General features: G+C 71.8%; 16 protein-coding genes. 10 read left to right on the top strand and 6 right to left on the bottom strand.

The annotated features are described in order from the left end of the window. Nucleotides 1–39 precede the first annotated feature (39 nt). Entirely contained in the window at nt 40–207 is a 168-nt protein-coding gene (locus AB0K18_RS07030; protein ID WP_364911004.1) for a hypothetical protein, read from the top strand. Nucleotides 208–338: 131 nt separating this feature from the next. On the opposite strand, the gene AB0K18_RS07025 is transcribed toward AB0K18_RS07030, so the two are convergent. Beyond that, entirely contained in the window at nt 339–737 is a 399-nt protein-coding gene (locus AB0K18_RS07025) for a MerR family transcriptional regulator (RefSeq protein WP_364911001.1), read from the bottom strand. Between the two features lie 27 nt (nt 738–764). Between AB0K18_RS07025 and AB0K18_RS07020 the strand changes: the two genes are divergently transcribed. Continuing rightward, nucleotides 765–1,517 carry an MBL fold metallo-hydrolase gene (locus AB0K18_RS07020; protein WP_364910998.1) on the top strand — a complete coding sequence of 251 codons (753 nt, stop codon included), beginning with the start codon at nt 765–767 and terminating at the stop codon, nt 1,515–1,517. 1,015 nt (nt 1,518–2,532) lie between these two features. Here the strand turns inward: AB0K18_RS07020 and AB0K18_RS07015 are convergent. After that, entirely contained in the window at nt 2,533–3,141 is a 609-nt protein-coding gene (locus tag AB0K18_RS07015) for a helix-turn-helix domain-containing protein (protein WP_364910995.1), read from the bottom strand. Between the two features lie 87 nt (nt 3,142–3,228). On the opposite strand from AB0K18_RS07015, the gene AB0K18_RS07010 reads away from it, so the two are divergent. Genes AB0K18_RS07010 through AB0K18_RS07000 form a run of 3 tightly spaced genes read left to right on the top strand, consistent with a single transcriptional unit; the run spans nt 3,229 to nt 5,235 of the window. Then, nucleotides 3,229–4,410 (top strand): cytochrome P450, encoded by a 1,182-nt coding sequence (locus AB0K18_RS07010; protein WP_364910992.1) that lies wholly within the window; start codon nt 3,229–3,231, stop codon nt 4,408–4,410. A 5-nt stretch (nt 4,411–4,415) separates the two neighbouring features. Next, entirely contained in the window at nt 4,416–4,913 is a 498-nt protein-coding gene (locus tag AB0K18_RS07005; RefSeq protein WP_364910989.1) for a class I SAM-dependent methyltransferase, read from the top strand. Nucleotides 4,914–4,956: 43 nt separating this feature from the next. Then, a complete protein-coding gene (locus tag AB0K18_RS07000; protein ID WP_364910986.1) occupies nt 4,957–5,235 on the top strand; it encodes a thioredoxin domain-containing protein in 279 nt (92 codons plus the stop codon). On the opposite strand, the gene AB0K18_RS06995 is transcribed toward AB0K18_RS07000, so the two are convergent. Together AB0K18_RS06995 and AB0K18_RS06990 are read right to left on the bottom strand one after the other, a co-directional pair. After that, nucleotides 5,177–6,463, bottom strand: coding sequence for an MFS transporter (locus AB0K18_RS06995; RefSeq protein ID WP_364910983.1), 1,287 nt, complete (start codon nt 6,461–6,463; stop codon nt 5,177–5,179). The genes AB0K18_RS07000 and AB0K18_RS06995 overlap by 59 nt on opposite strands. Continuing rightward, nucleotides 6,460–7,905 (bottom strand): rhodanese-like domain-containing protein, encoded by a 1,446-nt coding sequence (locus AB0K18_RS06990; protein ID WP_364910980.1) that lies wholly within the window; start codon nt 7,903–7,905, stop codon nt 6,460–6,462. Before AB0K18_RS06990 ends, AB0K18_RS06995 begins: the two co-directional genes overlap by 4 nt. A 98-nt stretch (nt 7,906–8,003) precedes the next feature. Here AB0K18_RS06990 and AB0K18_RS06985 point away from each other — a divergent pair, with 98 nt between their 5' ends. Continuing rightward, nucleotides 8,004–8,678 carry a metalloregulator ArsR/SmtB family transcription factor gene (locus tag AB0K18_RS06985; RefSeq protein WP_364910977.1) on the top strand — a complete coding sequence of 225 codons (675 nt, stop codon included), beginning with the start codon at nt 8,004–8,006 and terminating at the stop codon, nt 8,676–8,678. 178 nt (nt 8,679–8,856) lie between these two features. Here the strand turns inward: AB0K18_RS06985 and AB0K18_RS06980 are convergent, their stop codons facing one another. Together AB0K18_RS06980 and AB0K18_RS06975 are read right to left on the bottom strand one after the other, a co-directional pair. Beyond that, the gene (locus AB0K18_RS06980; protein WP_364910974.1) at nt 8,857–9,582 is read right to left on the bottom strand and encodes a helix-turn-helix domain-containing protein; all 726 of its coding nucleotides are present in this window, start codon (nt 9,580–9,582) and stop codon (nt 8,857–8,859) included. A 7-nt stretch (nt 9,583–9,589) separates the two neighbouring features. Next, nucleotides 9,590–10,183, bottom strand: a complete 594-nt coding sequence (locus tag AB0K18_RS06975; RefSeq protein WP_364910971.1) for a histidine phosphatase family protein — start codon at nt 10,181–10,183, stop codon at nt 9,590–9,592. Between the two features lie 183 nt (nt 10,184–10,366). Here AB0K18_RS06975 and AB0K18_RS06970 point away from each other — a divergent pair, with 183 nt between their 5' ends. From AB0K18_RS06970 to AB0K18_RS06955, 4 genes are all read left to right on the top strand, one after another. Continuing rightward, the gene (locus AB0K18_RS06970; protein ID WP_364910969.1) at nt 10,367–11,002 is read left to right on the top strand and encodes a hypothetical protein; all 636 of its coding nucleotides are present in this window, start codon (nt 10,367–10,369) and stop codon (nt 11,000–11,002) included. An 82-nt stretch (nt 11,003–11,084) separates the two neighbouring features. Continuing rightward, a complete protein-coding gene (locus tag AB0K18_RS06965; RefSeq protein WP_364910967.1) occupies nt 11,085–11,603 on the top strand; it encodes an RNA polymerase sigma factor in 519 nt (172 codons plus the stop codon). Then, nucleotides 11,600–12,082 carry a hypothetical protein gene (locus AB0K18_RS06960; protein WP_364910964.1) on the top strand — a complete coding sequence of 161 codons (483 nt, stop codon included), beginning with the start codon at nt 11,600–11,602 and terminating at the stop codon, nt 12,080–12,082. The genes AB0K18_RS06965 and AB0K18_RS06960 overlap by 4 nt, the downstream gene beginning before the upstream one ends. Nucleotides 12,083–12,344: 262 nt before the next feature. Further along, the gene (locus tag AB0K18_RS06955) at nt 12,345–13,874 is read left to right on the top strand and encodes an alpha-L-arabinofuranosidase C-terminal domain-containing protein (RefSeq protein ID WP_364910961.1); all 1,530 of its coding nucleotides are present in this window, start codon (nt 12,345–12,347) and stop codon (nt 13,872–13,874) included. The last annotated feature ends 10 nt before the right edge of the window (nt 13,875–13,884 follow it).

The following is a 13,884-nucleotide window of genomic DNA, read 5'->3' as shown; positions in this document are numbered from 1 at the left end:
GAGCTGCGAGCCGTCCTCCCGTCCAGCACGAGCGGCGAGGTGGCCGGCGGTGCGGGCGCGAGCAGCTCGATCAGCCCGCTGAAGAAGGTGACCGCGTACAGGTGCGGGCTAGCGACCTCGCGCTCGTGGCGGAAGGGCAGCGCGCGGGCCGTGCGCGACGGGTCGGGCACGCCCTCCGCCGCCGACGGCATGAACTGGAACCTCTGAAGGTCGCCCATCCACGGGCTCGGCTCGGGGGTTGAGTGGCGTAGGAACGAGAAGTCGCGTTTGGCCATAGCGTGGACGGCCCGTTCCAGTGCGCTTGACCTGCGAAATCATGTCATGCTGGCTGAAAAGGCTCAGGAGGGAGGAATCCGTGACGCGATCTGGTCGCGAGCGTGTCGGCACTCGGCGAAGCTGTGCGGGCAGGCAAGCGCATGCTCGATCAGCTCCTTGGCCGCCTGTGCCTGTGAGATGCGCTGCTCAAGCTCTTCGATGTGGCGGCGCAGCAGGTCCCGGTGGTCCATCGGGCTGGGGGTGGACAGCAGTGCACGCAGCTTCCCTAGCGTGAACCCGGCTTCCTTGCCCATCAGGATCAGCGCCACGCGCTCCAGATCCGCCGCCCCGTATGACCGCTGGCCATCGGCACGCCGCGCGGGTTGCAGCAGCCCTATGCTTTCCCAGTGCCGCAGCACGTGTGTGGCCAAGCCGAACCGTTGTGCCAGCTCGCCGATGGCCAGTCTCTCGCTTGACTTCATGTGTACATTAACCGGCACGCTGACGGCATGATCAAATCATCGATCGCGGTCACTCGCGTGGTCAATTCCTGCGTGTTGCTGGAGCTGGACGGTCGCGCCGTACTCACCGACCCGTGGTTCGCCGAACGGTGGTGGCTGCGCCGGGGAGAGCCGCTGGGCCTAGGGATCGGCGACCTGCCCCCGCTCGCCGCCATCGTCGTCACCAACCTGGCCACCAATCACTGGGATCTGCCCGCGCTGCGCGCCCTGCCCGCCAGGGACACCACCCCCTTGTACGTGCCCACCGCCGGCATGGCGCGCCGCGCCCGAGCACTCGGCTTCCTGCGGGCGGAGCGCCTGAGTTGGGGACAGACTCGCGATATCGCCCCCGGCGTGTCCATGCGGGTCGTGCCCGCGGGACGGACCTTGATGTGGCCCAACAACGCCTACGCGTTCGACACCGCAGGGGGCCGGGTGTTCTTCGGCGGTGAGATTGCCGACGTCGCGCTCTTGGAGCGGTACCGAGCCGGGCAGCCGCCGGTGGACCTCGCTCTGCTGCCGGTCAACGGGTTGCGCCTGCTGTTCGGCCCCCGCCTGGTGATGGGTCCGGCGCAGGCCATCGCTGGGTCGTCCGTACTCGGCGCGCGGGTGCTGGTCCCGGTGCACGACGCCCACGGGCATGACCCGCTCTCCCGGCTGTTCCGTCCCAACGGTACCGCCTCGGACGCAGCGCGGCTGGCCGGCCCGGACCTGCTCGTGACCGACTTGCCGACCGGTGAACGGTGGGAGTTGCCGTGCTGAACGTGTTCCGGCACGGGAGGATCACGCAGATCGAGCCGATCGCCGAGCGCGTGCGCCGCATCCGCATCTCCGAGCCGCAACTGCGGGGGCCTGGTTGGGTGCCCGGTACGCACATCCGTCTGCGGGTCGGAGACCCTCCCCAGCCTCGCTCGTGGCTGTGGGGATTCCTGCGATGTTCGCAGAAATGACCAGTTCTGCGAAAGTGATCAATCGTAACGGCGGTGTCCGGTTTGTCCTCGATCTTCGTTCTCAGAACCTCTCGCAAGACCCTCTTCTCAGAACAGCGTCCGCGACAGGTTTTGCGACATGACCGAGCTCGCGGATCCGGCCGCCGCCATCGAGCAGTTCGATTGCCCGATGTGTATGGCGCCCGCGGGCAGCTCCTGTCGGACGCGGGGCGGCAAGGTAGCGCCCAAGTACCGCACGCCTCGCTTCATGCTGGTGCCGCAGCTGCGGACCGAACCGGAGGTGCGTACGCCCGCCGAGCGCGGGCCCGGCCGCGTCTGGCAGGCGCGCCCGGCCCTGGGACGCTGTGGCGCCTGTGGGCGCGGTGAGGCCGACCAGGGTCGGCCATGCCCGGTGCAGTACGGCGCAGCAGGAGCTGGACAGCCAGCCCGACGCCCTGAAGGGGCGGGCTGCGAACCGGTCTTCGCCGAGAAGATCAGCACCCGCATCAAGGTGCGGCCGGAGTTCGTCAAGGCGATGGACTACGCGGCCGGAGCGGATCTGCACCTCGTAACGGTAGAAGGGGTCCACCTCGTTCAGCGCGGCGGCCAGGCCTCGCTGGCGGGCGATGACCGCCTGAAGCAGATCTTGGCCGCTGCTCCAGCCAGTCCAGCCGCTCGTTGCTCGGTTCCCACGGGGTCACGAGGGTTCACGAGCGCACCGGCAGAGTGGGCAGCGTTTCGGCGACGAAGGTGTCCCAGAAGTTCTCCACGCTGGTCGCCTCGCTCCCGGTTCACCGTCGTCATGCGTCATAGCGAAGCAGAAGGCGGCGACATTTCGCCTCGCATCCTCACCCGGTGGGGTGGGCGGCGGCCATGACGCCGTGCACGGCAGCCGTGATGCGCTTTGCCGCCTGGTCGGGGTCGGGCCGGCCGGCGTCGAGCCAGGCGATGACGGCCTCCAGGGTGAAGGCGGGGATCAGGTTGGCGGCCCAATCCAGCCACGGCCCCTCTGGGATGACGCGCGCCAGGTTGCGTCGGCCGACTTCACGGGAGGCGTCGGTGATGGAGTCGATCAGGTCCCGGAAGTCGGGCTCGCGGGCGGCGTAGCGGAACAGCAGCTTGAATCCGTCGGGGTCGGCGGCGGCGGCGCGCAGCAGGGCGGGGATGGCGCTTTCGTCGAAGTCGTCGGCACCGGTGGCCTCGGCCAGCCGCATGCACGCGCGGTCCAGTACGGCCCGGTAGAGGTCGGCCTTGGAGTCGAAGTGGCGGTACAGCATCGCTCGGGTCAGCTCGGCCTCGGCGGCGATGTCGTCCAGGCCGGTGGCCGTGTATCCGCCGCGGGCGAAGGCGCGGGTGGCCGCGTCCAGGATCTGCTCGCGCCGCTCCGCGCGGCGCAGCCTGCGCACCGGCTGGGCCGACCCGGTCCCGTGCTGGCTCTGGCCCGCTTCAGTCCTCATCCCGACCTCCACTTGTAGAAGGCAAAGTCTACATGTAGCTTCTTATATGTCAGAGTCTACAAATAGAAATCTACTTCAGGAGGGCTTGTGTCCGATCTTGTACAGCTGCCGTTCGAGCAGCCTGGCCCGTTGCAGCCGCCGCCGCTGCTGCGCCGGTTGCAGGCCGCGGGCCCGATCCACGCCATCCGTACCGCGGTCGGCGATCCCGGCTGGCAGGTGACGGGGTATGAGGAGGTGCGCGCCCTGCTGGACGACGCCCGGCTGGGCCGCGCTCACCCTGAGCCGGAACGCGCCTCGCGTACGGGAGAGTCGGAGCTGTTCGGCGGGCCGCTGGGCGGCTTCGATACCGAACAGGCCGACCACCGGCGGATGCGCGCGTTGCTGCAGCCGCACTTCTCGCCCAAGCGCATGCGCGCGCTGCGCGGCCGCGTCGAGCAGTTCACCACCCAGTTGCTCGATGAGCTGGAGAAGGCCGGGCCGCCCGCCGACCTGCATGCCGCGCTGGCGCTGCCGCTGCCGATCGTGGTCATCTGCGAGCTGCTCGGCGTCCCGTACACCGACCGCGAGCAGTTCCGCGCTTGGGCGCAGGAGGCCGCCGACATCACCGACCGCACCCGTTCGGCTCAAGGGCTGGGCTCGCTGTTCGCGTACGGGCAGCAGCTGGTGGCCAGAAAGCGGGCCGAGGGTGACGCGGACGGCGATGTGATCGCCCGGCTGGCCGCCACCGACGGGGTCAGCGATGACGAGGCTGCCGCGATGGGGATGTTCCTGCTGTTCGCGGGGCACGAGACCACGGTCACCGCGATCGGCAAGGGGGTGCTGTGGCTGCTGGCCACGCAGGGCCAATGGCAGGCCCTGGTCGCCGACCCGTCCCGGATCGACTCCGCGGTGGAGGAGATCCTGCGCGCCCCGAGCCTGGGCGGCGGCGGCATCCCCCGCTACGCCCGCGAAGACCTGGACATCGCCGGCGTGCGCGTGCGCGCCGGGGACCTCGTGCTGCTCGACACCGGCGCCGCCAACCACGACGCACACGTGTTCGCCGAGCCTGACCGGTTCGACGTCGACCGGCCCGCCGTACCGCATCTGACCTTCGGGCACGGCGCCCGCTACTGCGTCGGCGCGCCGCTCGCCCGCATCGAGCTGCAGGTCGTCTTCTCCCAGCTCGCCGCCCGCCTCCCCACCCTGGAGCTGGGCTGCGCGGTAGAGGAGCTGACCTTCGACAGGCGCACGCTGACCGGCGGGCTGACCGCGCTGCCGGTGACCTGGTGACCGGCATGAGCGCGACCAAGACGAACAGACAGGTGAACAGGCGGCGGCCGCTGTTCGGCTGGATGTATCCCAAGATGGCCGCCGGCATGGACCGGGGCGGCATGACCGAACGCCGTCGCGAGCTGCTGGCCGGCCTGTCCGGCGAGGTGGTCGAGGCCGGCGCCGGGCACGGCGTCAAATTCGCGCACTACCCGCCCCAGGTGACGCGGATGATCGCGGTGGAACCGGAACCGCGCCTGCGCGCGCAGGCCGCCGCCGCCGAGACAGCGGTCCCGGTGGAGGTGGTGCCCGGCGTCGCCGAGCACCTGCCCGCGGCCGATCACAGCGCGGACGCGGTGGTGATGTGCATGGTGCTGTGTTCGCTACCCGACGTCGGAGCGGCGCTGGCCGAAGCGCGGCGGGTGCTCAAGCCCGGCGGGCAGCTCCGATTCCTGTTCCCGCCCGCGCGCACCCCGGTCTCCTTCCCCATCATCGGCACAGCTGTGCGGGGCGGCGATGAGTGAGCGGCATGGGTCGTCATCGATACGGACAGCAGGGAGTAACGCTATGGACACCACGCCCCTCGCATTGAACGTGGCCGGCTTCGACGGCGAGCCGACGGATGCGGGGACGCAGCCGTTCCTGGTGGACTTCTGGGCGAGCGGCTGCGGTCCGTGCAAGGCGCCGGCCCCGGTGCTGGAGGAGGCCGCGCTGGAGCAGGCGGGCCGGCCGCGGGTGGGCATGGTGCGGCTGGACCACGCGCCGGAGCCGGCTGGCCGGTTCGAGGTCATGGCGCTGCCCACGCTGATCGTATTCGTCGGCGGGGTGGAGAGGAAGCCTCGGTGATCCAGCGGGCGGCGAGCAGGCCGGAGGCGGCGGTGAGCACGGCGGCGGCGATGACGGTGGCCTCCAGGCCGAGGGCGTCGGCGAGGATGCCCGCCACGAGGGCTCCGGCGGCGTAGCCGATGTCGCGCCAGAACCGGTAGGTGCCCAGCGCGTTGACGCGCCAGGCGGGGTGGGCGTGGTCGGAGACGGAGGCGATCAGCGCCGGGTACACCATGGCGGTGCCGAGGCCGAGCGCCACAGCGGACAGGATCCCGGCCAGCAGCGGCCGCTCCAGCAGCACCAGGGCCAGGACGAAGCCGCCGGCCTGCACCAGCATGCCGTAGACGATCAGGGGTTTGCGGCCGACGCGGTCGGCCAGATGGCCGGTGGGGATCTGCCCGAGGCCCCACAGGATCGGATACAAGCCCTTGATCAATCCGACGGCGGCCAGGCCGAGACCGTGGTCGGTGAACAGTAGTGGGAAGACGCCCCAGGTCAGGCCGTCGTTGAGGTTGTTGACCAGCCCGGCCTGGCTGGCGCCGCGCAGCGGCCGCTCCCGCCAGGAGGTGCGGGCGAACGTGGCCGCGAGTCCGGTGTTCTCGCCGTCGGGCAGCGGCTTGGGGTGCTGGGCGAGCTCCAGGGCGACGTGCGCGGCGGTGTCGCGCACTGTCAGCGCCAGAATCAGGCCGGTGGCGACGAAGACGACACCGATGAGCTCGGGGGCCGGGCGCAGCGCGTAGGCGGTGGCCAGATAGCCGGTGAGCAGCGCGGTGACGCCGACCGCGGTGTAGCCGGCGGCCTCATTCAGCCCGGTGGCCAGCCCGCGGCGAGCCGGGCCGACCAGGTCGATCTTCATATTGACGGTCATCGACCAAGCCAAGCCCTGATTCAACCCGAGCAGCACGTTCGCGGCCACGATCCACCACCACGACGGCCCCCACGCGAGCATGAACGGTACTGGCGTGCCGATCAGCCAGCCGGCGACCAGGAGCTGCTTGCGGGTGAAGCGCGCGGTCAGCGCACCGGCGGCGAGGTTGGTGGCCGCCTTGGTCAGGCCGAAGGCGATGATGAAGGAGAACACCGCCAGGTCACTGGTCAGCCCGAAGATGTCGGTGCCGATCAGCGGCACGGTGGTGCGCTCCAGCCCGACCAGGCCGCCGACGCAGATGTTCACGACGACGAGCAGGGTGAACTGCAGCCAGTTCTCTCGCAGCCCGAGCCGCACCGGGGGGATGGCGGTGGTGCTCACCGGGCACCGCCATCGGCGATGTCGGCGATGTCGGCGATGTCGGCGGCGTCGGCGGCGTCGGTGTCGGCGGTGTCGGCGGTGTCGGCGGTGTCGAGCCGCAGGCCGTGGGCGGCGGCGTACTCGGCCGGACCGCCGTTCAGAACGGTCACGCCGGGGTGCCCGGCGCGCTCCAGCAGGCTCGCGGCCGTCATGGCGCGCTCACCATGCCCGCAGGCCACCACCGCACCGGCCGGGGCGTCGGCGGCGTGGCAGGCGAGGTCGCCGAGTTCGAGGTGCAAGGCGCCGGGCACGTGCCCGGCGGCGTACTCGGCCTCCTGCCGCACGTCCAAGTACGGGCGGGCCGGGGCGCGGTCGGCGGTGACGAACGCGGTGGTGGCCTGCGGGTGCCCGGCCTCCAGCCAGGCGGGCATGCCGCCGGCCAGATGTCCCGCCAGCCGCTCGTATCCGATCTTGCGGGCCTGCCAGATGACCTCGTCCAGGTCCTGGCCGTCACCGGCCACGAAGGTCAGGGGTGCGGTGTCGGGCAGCAGCCAGCCCAGCCAGGTGGCGAACTGATCGCGTAGCGGGATGGACAGCGCGCCGGGGATGTGGCCGGCCGCGAACTCGGCCGCCGGGCGGACATCGACGACCTGGCCGCCGTCGGCCAGCAGCGCCTCGACCTGCCCGGCGTTCAGGGCGGGCAGCGGCGGTGTGCCGGTCAGGACGGCGGGGCCGCGCCGGTTGATTTCGGTCAGGCGGGCGAAGTAGGCGGGGTAGGAGCCCAGGCTCGCCACCAGCCGCTCCACGAAGGTGTCCTCGTCCGGTGCGGCCAGCAGCGGGTTGGTCTGCTTCTGGGCGCCGATGGTGGTGATGCGCTCGGCGCCGGGCGGAGCCGAGCAGAACGAGCCCGCACCATGGGTGGGCCACACCGCGGTCGCGTCCGGCAGCGCGGCCAGCCGGCGCAGCGAGCGGTACTGGGCGCGGGCCAGTTCCCCGGTGCGTTCGGTGCCGAGGAGGTCGGTGCGCGCGGCCGAGTCCACGATCAGTGACCCGCCGGTGAACACCCCCAGCTCGCGGCCGTCGTCCAGCAGCAGGTACGACAGGTGCTCGTCGGTGTGCCCGGGGGTGGCCAGCGCGCGCAGCCGCAGCCCGCCCAGGTCGACCTCCTCACCGTCGGCCAGGCCCCGGTGGCCGAACGCGCGTTTCCCGGCGGCGGAGGCCAGCACGGTCGCCTGTGTGTCGTGGGCGAGTTGCACGGCGCCGGACAGGAAGTCGGCGTGCAGGTGCGTGTCGGCCGCGTACGCCACCCGCAGGCTGCGCCGCCGGGCGGCGGCGTGCAGGGCGCGAAGGTCACGGCTCGCATCCACGGCCAGGGCGCGGCCGTCGCCCAGGTCCAGCAGGTAGGCGCTGTTGCCCAGCCCTTCATCGACCAGCGGTATCAGGTGGTCGTCGACGAATCCCATGATGTCCTCCAAGATCTGGCCCACCGAGGGCCGGGGAGAGTCGCGTACGACCCACACTCCTAGGTACGATATTCCATAGATTAATGGAGGAATGGAAGATGGACGCGACCCCCACCCAGGCCAAGGCAACGTTGTATGAAGCCTTCGCGGCCAGCGGCAAGGCACTGGCCAGCGGCAAGCGCCTGGAGCTGCTCGACCTGCTCGCTCAGGGCGAGCGCACCGTCGAAGCCCTGGCCAGGGCCGCCGGGTTGAACCTGACCACTGCCTCGGCTCACCTGCAAACGCTCAAGCAGGCCGGATTCGTCACCACCCGCCGCGACGGCGTGCGCATCCACTACCGGCTCGCCGGCGACGACGTCGCCCAGCTGTTCGCGTTGCTGCGCAAGGTCGCCGAGCACCACCAGGCCGCCGTCCCGCTGGCACGCCAGGCCTATCTCGGCGAGGACGGCGCGGTGGAGGTCAGCCGGGAGGAACTGCGGGCCCGCGTGCAGGGCGGCGAGGTGATGGTGCTGGACGTACGGCCGGTGGAGGAGTACCTGGCCGGCCACATTCCCGGCGCGGTGTCCATCCCGGTCGCCGAGCTCGCCGAGCGCATCGCGGAGCTGCCCGCCGACGCCGACATCGTCGTCTACTGCCGCGGCGAGTACTGCGTGCTGGCCTACGACGCGGTCCGCCTGCTGACCGACCGCGGCCGCCGGGCGATCCGCCTGGCCGACGGCATGCTGGAATGGCGGCTGTCGGAGCTGCCCGTCGAGGCCGGAGCACCGGCATGACCGCCCACCAACTCGTCGCCGTACTCGGTGACCTCCAGCAGGGTCTCCACCGCGACGGCAAGGGTGGCCGAATGTCGGGCGAGCTTGGGGTGCTGGCGGGCCCGTTGGTTTCAAGCCGGGGAAGCTCTGTCAAGACATCGTTGTCAGCCGCCGGTGGGCGGGCCTTCGGTCGGCGGGTTCAGTCGTCGGCGCGGTGCGGGCTCGCGCTGCTGCGATAGAGCAGGGACAGCGGCTCGGCGGGGTCGGCCTGGGCGAGCCGGGTGGCGGTGCGGCCGACGAAGCGGGCCAGCGACCGCGCCAGGTGCGGCTGGTCGAAGTAGCCGAGCCGGTGCACGACCTCGCCGGCCGGCACGCCGTCCCTGATCAGCACCGCCGCGTGCCTGGCCCGGTCGATCTGCCGGACCGCGTTCCTGGTCAGGCCGGTGGCCGCGAGGAAGCGCCGCTGCAGCGTACGCTCCGACACCCACGACACGGGGCCGCCCCCCGAGGCCACCAGCGGGTCGCGGACCAGCACCTCCTCCTGCGCCAGCCGCCGCACGAACGCCTCGGCGTCGTCGTAGCCCGGCAGGTGCCAGGACGACCCCTTCAGGTGGAACGAGCGCCGGGTGGCGCCGGGGATCAGCAGGTTGCCGTCGACCAGCCGCTCGAACGGCAGGTGCGGCATCGAGACACCGAGCGCGAAGCTGATGCCGAAGAACGTGGCGTCCTCGGGCACCGGCGCCACGCTCGCCCGCGTCTCCGGCCCCTGGACGGCCACGTGCGTCTCGCCGCGCTCCTCCCAGAAGACCAGGTCAAAGCGCGCCGAGGCGACCGACATCATCTCCGTGACGTCGCTGCTGCGGCTGCGCCAGACCCGCTCGACGTACGGCGAGTCGGACCGCCGGCTCTCGATCTCCAGCCCCATGCCGTGCTCACATCCGCAGTGCCGGGGGGAAGCCGGTCCAGCGCAGGTCCTGCGGCAGGTGGCTCATGTCGTTGAAGAACATCAGCGAAGGCGGCACCTCGGGCCGGTAGAGGATGACGGTGAGGGCGCAGTTGCCCTGGTTGAGCCCCATCCAGCGGGCCTCGGGCGCGTCGAGCGCGTGCCGGACGAACCAGGCGATGAGGAAGTTGTGCGTGACGATCAGCTCGTGCGTCTCGACGTCGGCGGGGCCGGCGTGCCGGGCGATCGCGGCGGCGGCCAGCGGCGGGCCCGAGGTCAGCTCGGCGTCGGTGAAGCCGTTGAGGAACGCCGCGCGCGCGGGCGGCAGCTCGTCGCGGGGCGGGGCGGCGGGGACGTAGTCGCCGTACAGGTCGCCGGTCCGCACCTCGGCGCCGGGCAGGTGACGGGCCACGATCTCGGCGGTACGCGCGGCACGGGGGAGCGGGCCGTGATGCACGGCGGTGATGGGATGTTCGGCCAGCCGCTTGCCGAGCAGCTCGGCCTGCTCGCACCCCGTCTCGCTCAGCTCGCCCTCGTCGATCGCCGCGCCGTGCCGTGCGAGATAGAGATAGCGGTTCGCCATCCTTTGCCCCCTTCTTAGGTGAAAGTGAAGTGTGGCACACCAGGCCGTTTCCCGGCAGCGAACCTTCCCCTGACGGCCATGCGGGAGTGTCGTCATCGTCAGTGATCGCGGGGGCGGATGGTGGCCCGGGGCGAGGGGCATGTACGGTGCGTTGTCGAGATTTCACGCACAGGAGTCATCGTCATGCCTCACAAGGCACTACCCATGGCCTGCCACGCCGCGGCCATCGCCGCGGTCCTGCTGGCCGTCACCACCGCGCCCGCCCTGCACGCCGGTCTAACCACGACCGACGACCCGGCGGCGCTGCCCGGGCCCGCGGGGCTCGAGGACCTGCCCGAGCTGGCGGAGCTGACCGTACGCCGGCTGCTGCTGGCCGACGCGGTCGCCGCCGCCGAGTACGGCACCCCCACCACCAGCACGGCCGCCGACCTCACGACCGAGCACGAGCTGTTCGACGCCGTCACCGAGCACTCCGTCGAGATCGGCCTGCCCGCGACCACCGGCGTGTGGTTCTTCCGCGCCCAGTTGGAGGCGGCCGACCTGGTGCGGCGCGGCCTGCACGCCCGCTGGCGGGCCGAGCCCGCGCTGCGCCCGCAGCCGCGGCCGGGGCTCGCGGGCGACCTGCGCCCGCGGCTCGACCTGCTCACCCCGCGCCTGCTGCACCTGCTCAAGGACACCGAGCCGGTACGCGGGGTGCCGCGCCGCTGCGCGCCCGCCCTCGCCGACGCCCGCCGTGCCGCCGAGACCCGCGCCCGCCTCGACCGCCTGCACCGCGAGGCCCTGGCCCTGGCGCTCGCGCCCGTCTGCGCCGCAGACTGACTCGACGGAACCCGCTCGTCCGCCCGGCCCCGTGAACCGGATCGGCCGCCCGCCCGACTGTGCAGGGTGACGGGAGGACGAGATGATCGATGAGCTGCTGGTGGTCCGCGCCCAGCTGGGTGAGCGGGACGCGCTGGCCGAGCTCGTGTCCCGCTGGCGCACGCCGGTGTGGACGTACGTGCGCCGCATGCTGGACGCCGAGCGGGCCGACGACGTGAGCCAGGAGGTGTGGCTGGCGGTGGTCCGCGGCCTGCCCCGGCTGCGCGAGCCGGGCCGGTTCACGCCTTGGCTGTTCACCATCGCCCGCAGGTCGGTGATGGACCGGCTGCGTGTCCAGTACGCCGACGAGCCGGCGCACCCGGGCGAGGAGCTCGCGGGCGACCCGGCCGACGCGGTGCTGGACCGGGCCGAGCTGACGGCCGCCCTGGCCCTGCTGCCACCGGCCGAGCGGGAGATCCTCGTCCTGCACTACCTGGAGGACCTGCGGGTCGAGGACTGCGCGCAGATCTGCGGCATCCCGGTGGGCACGGCCAAGTCCCGGCTGAACCGCGCCCGGCGGCTGATGCGCGAGCGCCTGGAGGAGAAGGGGTATCGGCCATGAGCGAGGAGAAGCCGCGCCTGTCGGCGCAGGAGCTTTTGGATCGGCTGGAGCCGGCGCTGTCGCTCCGCCGGCGCGTCCGCGCGGTGGCCACGCTGGTCGCGGGCGTGGCGGGTGCGCTGTTCGTGATCGGGTTGTGGGCGAGCGAGCCGGGGCCGCTGCCGGGGCGTACGCAGCTGGCGTTCGGGCTGTTCACCGCGTTCTGCCTGGGCTGGGCCTGCTACGGCGGGTGGCTGCTGACGCGGCGGGTGCCGCTGTTCGCGACCGACCGGGTGGTGGCCGGGTGGCTGGCGCTGGCGGCCTCGGCCGTGACGACGACGCTGCTGGTCGTGGTGGCCGTGCAGCGCGGTGAGGGACTGGGGGTGGCGCTCGGGGCCGGCGGTCCCGTCGTCGCGGTGGCGCTCGCGCTGACGATCAGGGCGCACGTGCGACGGGCCGCGCTGCTGCGCCGCAGACGCGAACTGTCCGGCGACGAGCCCTGAGCCCGGGCGCTGAGCCCGAGTCCTGAGCCCGGGCGCTGAGCCCGAGTCCTGAGCCCGAGTCCTGAGCCCGAGTCCTGAGCCCGAGTCCTGAGCCCGAGTCCTGAGCCCGAGTCCTGAGCCCGAGTCCTGAGCTCGGGCGCGGGTCGGGAGCCGGGCCCTGGGGCCCGCGCCCCAGGGCCCGCGGCGCGGGGGTCTCGCCAGGTGGGAGGTTTATCGATAAAGTCACCTTCGACCGGCCCCCGAACGCGAGGAAGCTCACCCGATGAGTCCTGTCACCGTGCCCGCCATCATCAACCTCGACGTCCCAGGTCCCGTGATCAGCCGCCACCTGTACGGCCACTTCGCCGAGCACCTGGGCCGCTGCATCTACGGCGGCTTCTACGTCGGCGATAACAGCGACGTGCCCAACGAGGGCGGCATCCGGCTCGACGTCGTCGAGGCGCTGCGCGCCCTGAACATCCCCAACCTGCGCTGGCCCGGCGGCTGTTTCGCCGACGAGTACCACTGGATGGACGGCATCGGCCCCAAGGAGAGCCGCCCCGCCATGGTCAACACCCACTGGGGCAACGTCGAGGAGAACAACCACTTCGGCACCCACGAGTTCATGGCCCTGTGCGAGCTGCTGGGGGCGGAGCCGTACATCAGCGGCAACGTCGGCTCCGGCACGGTGCGGGAGATGAGCGACTGGGTGGAGTACCTCACCCGCGAGGGCGACTCGCCGATGGTGCGGCTGCGCAAGGCCAACGGGCGCGAGGAGCCGTGGCGGGTGCGCTTCTGGGGGCTGGGCAACGAGGCGTGGGGCTGCGGCGGCAACATGAAGGCCGAGCAGTACGCGGCCGAGGCACGCCGCTTCGGCACCTACTGCCGCGACCACGGCGACAACAAGCTGTATCGGATCGCGGCCGGGGCGAACTCCGCCGACTACCCCTGGACCGAGACGCTGATGAAGCAGCTCGGCGAGCTGGGCTGCGCGTATCGGCCGGCGTCGTTCATGCAGGCGCTGTCGTTCCACTACTACACGATCCCCGGCCCCTGGGAGGACAAGGGCTCGGCGACCGAGTTCGGCGAGGACGACCACTACCGCACGATGCTGAAGGCCGCCAGGATCGACGAGCTGATCACCGGCCACTCCAACGTGATGGACTGCTACGACCCCGGCAAGAACGTGGGCTTGGTGCTGGACGAGTGGGGCACCTGGTGGAACGTCGAACCGGGCACCAACCCCGGCTTCCTCTACCAGCAGAACTCGCTGCGCGACGCGCTCGTGGCCGGCCTGCACTTCGACGTGTTCCACCGGCACGCCGACCGGCTGGTCATGGCCAACATCGCGCAGACCGTGAACGTGCTGCAGGCCATGATCCTCACCGACCCCGACTCCGGTGCGCTGGTGCTGACGCCCACGTACCACGTGTTCGAGATGAACAAGGGCCACCAGGACGCCGCCTCGCTGCGGGTGGACCTGCCCGACGGCCTGCCGGCCCGGCAGGTGGAGGGGACGGAGCTGCGTACGGTGTCGCTGTCGGCCAGCAGGAAGAACGGGCAGGTGCTGATCTCGCTGTCCAACCTGGACGCGGGCGAGGCGGCCGACGTGGAGCTGGACCTGCGCGGCGGCGCGGTCGCCGTGACCCGCGCCCGCATCCTCACGGCCGGCGACCTGCGCACGCACAACACGCCCGACGTGCCCGAGGCGGTCGCGCCGCGCCCGCACGAGAAGGTCACGGCCACCGCGTCCGGGCTGCGCGTGCACCTGCCCGCCCACTCCTTCGTCACCGTGGAGGCGAGCCTGACCTGAGCGGCGGCGC

It is taken from the genome of Nonomuraea sp. NPDC049421 (assembly GCF_040677005.1).
In the GTDB taxonomy this organism is placed as follows: domain Bacteria; phylum Actinomycetota; class Actinomycetes; order Streptosporangiales; family Streptosporangiaceae; genus Nonomuraea; species Nonomuraea salmonea.
Note: the sequence above shows the minus strand (reverse complement) of the source record. Positions and strands in the feature narration are given on the sequence as shown.

Bases quoted from the DNA above. Each gene is read 5' to 3' on its own strand.
- AB0K18_RS07025 (WP_364911001.1), bottom strand. From the start codon at position 737: ATGAAGTCAAGCGAGAGACTGGCCATCGGCGAGCTGGCACAACGGTTC.
- AB0K18_RS07020 (WP_364910998.1), top strand. From the start codon at position 765: ATGATCAAATCATCGATCGCGGTCACTCGCGTGGTCAATTCCTGCGTG.
- AB0K18_RS07015 (WP_364910995.1), bottom strand. From the start codon at position 3,141: ATGAGGACTGAAGCGGGCCAGAGCCAGCACGGGACCGGGTCGGCCCAG.
- AB0K18_RS07005 (WP_364910989.1), top strand. From the start codon at position 4,416: ATGAGCGCGACCAAGACGAACAGACAGGTGAACAGGCGGCGGCCGCTG.
- AB0K18_RS07000 (WP_364910986.1), top strand. From the start codon at position 4,957: ATGGACACCACGCCCCTCGCATTGAACGTGGCCGGCTTCGACGGCGAG.
- AB0K18_RS06990 (WP_364910980.1), bottom strand. From the start codon at position 7,905: ATGGGATTCGTCGACGACCACCTGATACCGCTGGTCGATGAAGGGCTG.
- AB0K18_RS06985 (WP_364910977.1), top strand. From the start codon at position 8,004: ATGGACGCGACCCCCACCCAGGCCAAGGCAACGTTGTATGAAGCCTTC.
- AB0K18_RS06980 (WP_364910974.1), bottom strand. From the start codon at position 9,582: ATGGGGCTGGAGATCGAGAGCCGGCGGTCCGACTCGCCGTACGTCGAG.
- AB0K18_RS06975 (WP_364910971.1), bottom strand. From the start codon at position 10,183: ATGGCGAACCGCTATCTCTATCTCGCACGGCACGGCGCGGCGATCGAC.
- AB0K18_RS06970 (WP_364910969.1), top strand. From the start codon at position 10,367: ATGCCTCACAAGGCACTACCCATGGCCTGCCACGCCGCGGCCATCGCC.
- AB0K18_RS06965 (WP_364910967.1), top strand. From the start codon at position 11,085: ATGATCGATGAGCTGCTGGTGGTCCGCGCCCAGCTGGGTGAGCGGGAC.
- AB0K18_RS06960 (WP_364910964.1), top strand. From the start codon at position 11,600: ATGAGCGAGGAGAAGCCGCGCCTGTCGGCGCAGGAGCTTTTGGATCGG.
- AB0K18_RS06955 (WP_364910961.1), top strand. From the start codon at position 12,345: ATGAGTCCTGTCACCGTGCCCGCCATCATCAACCTCGACGTCCCAGGT.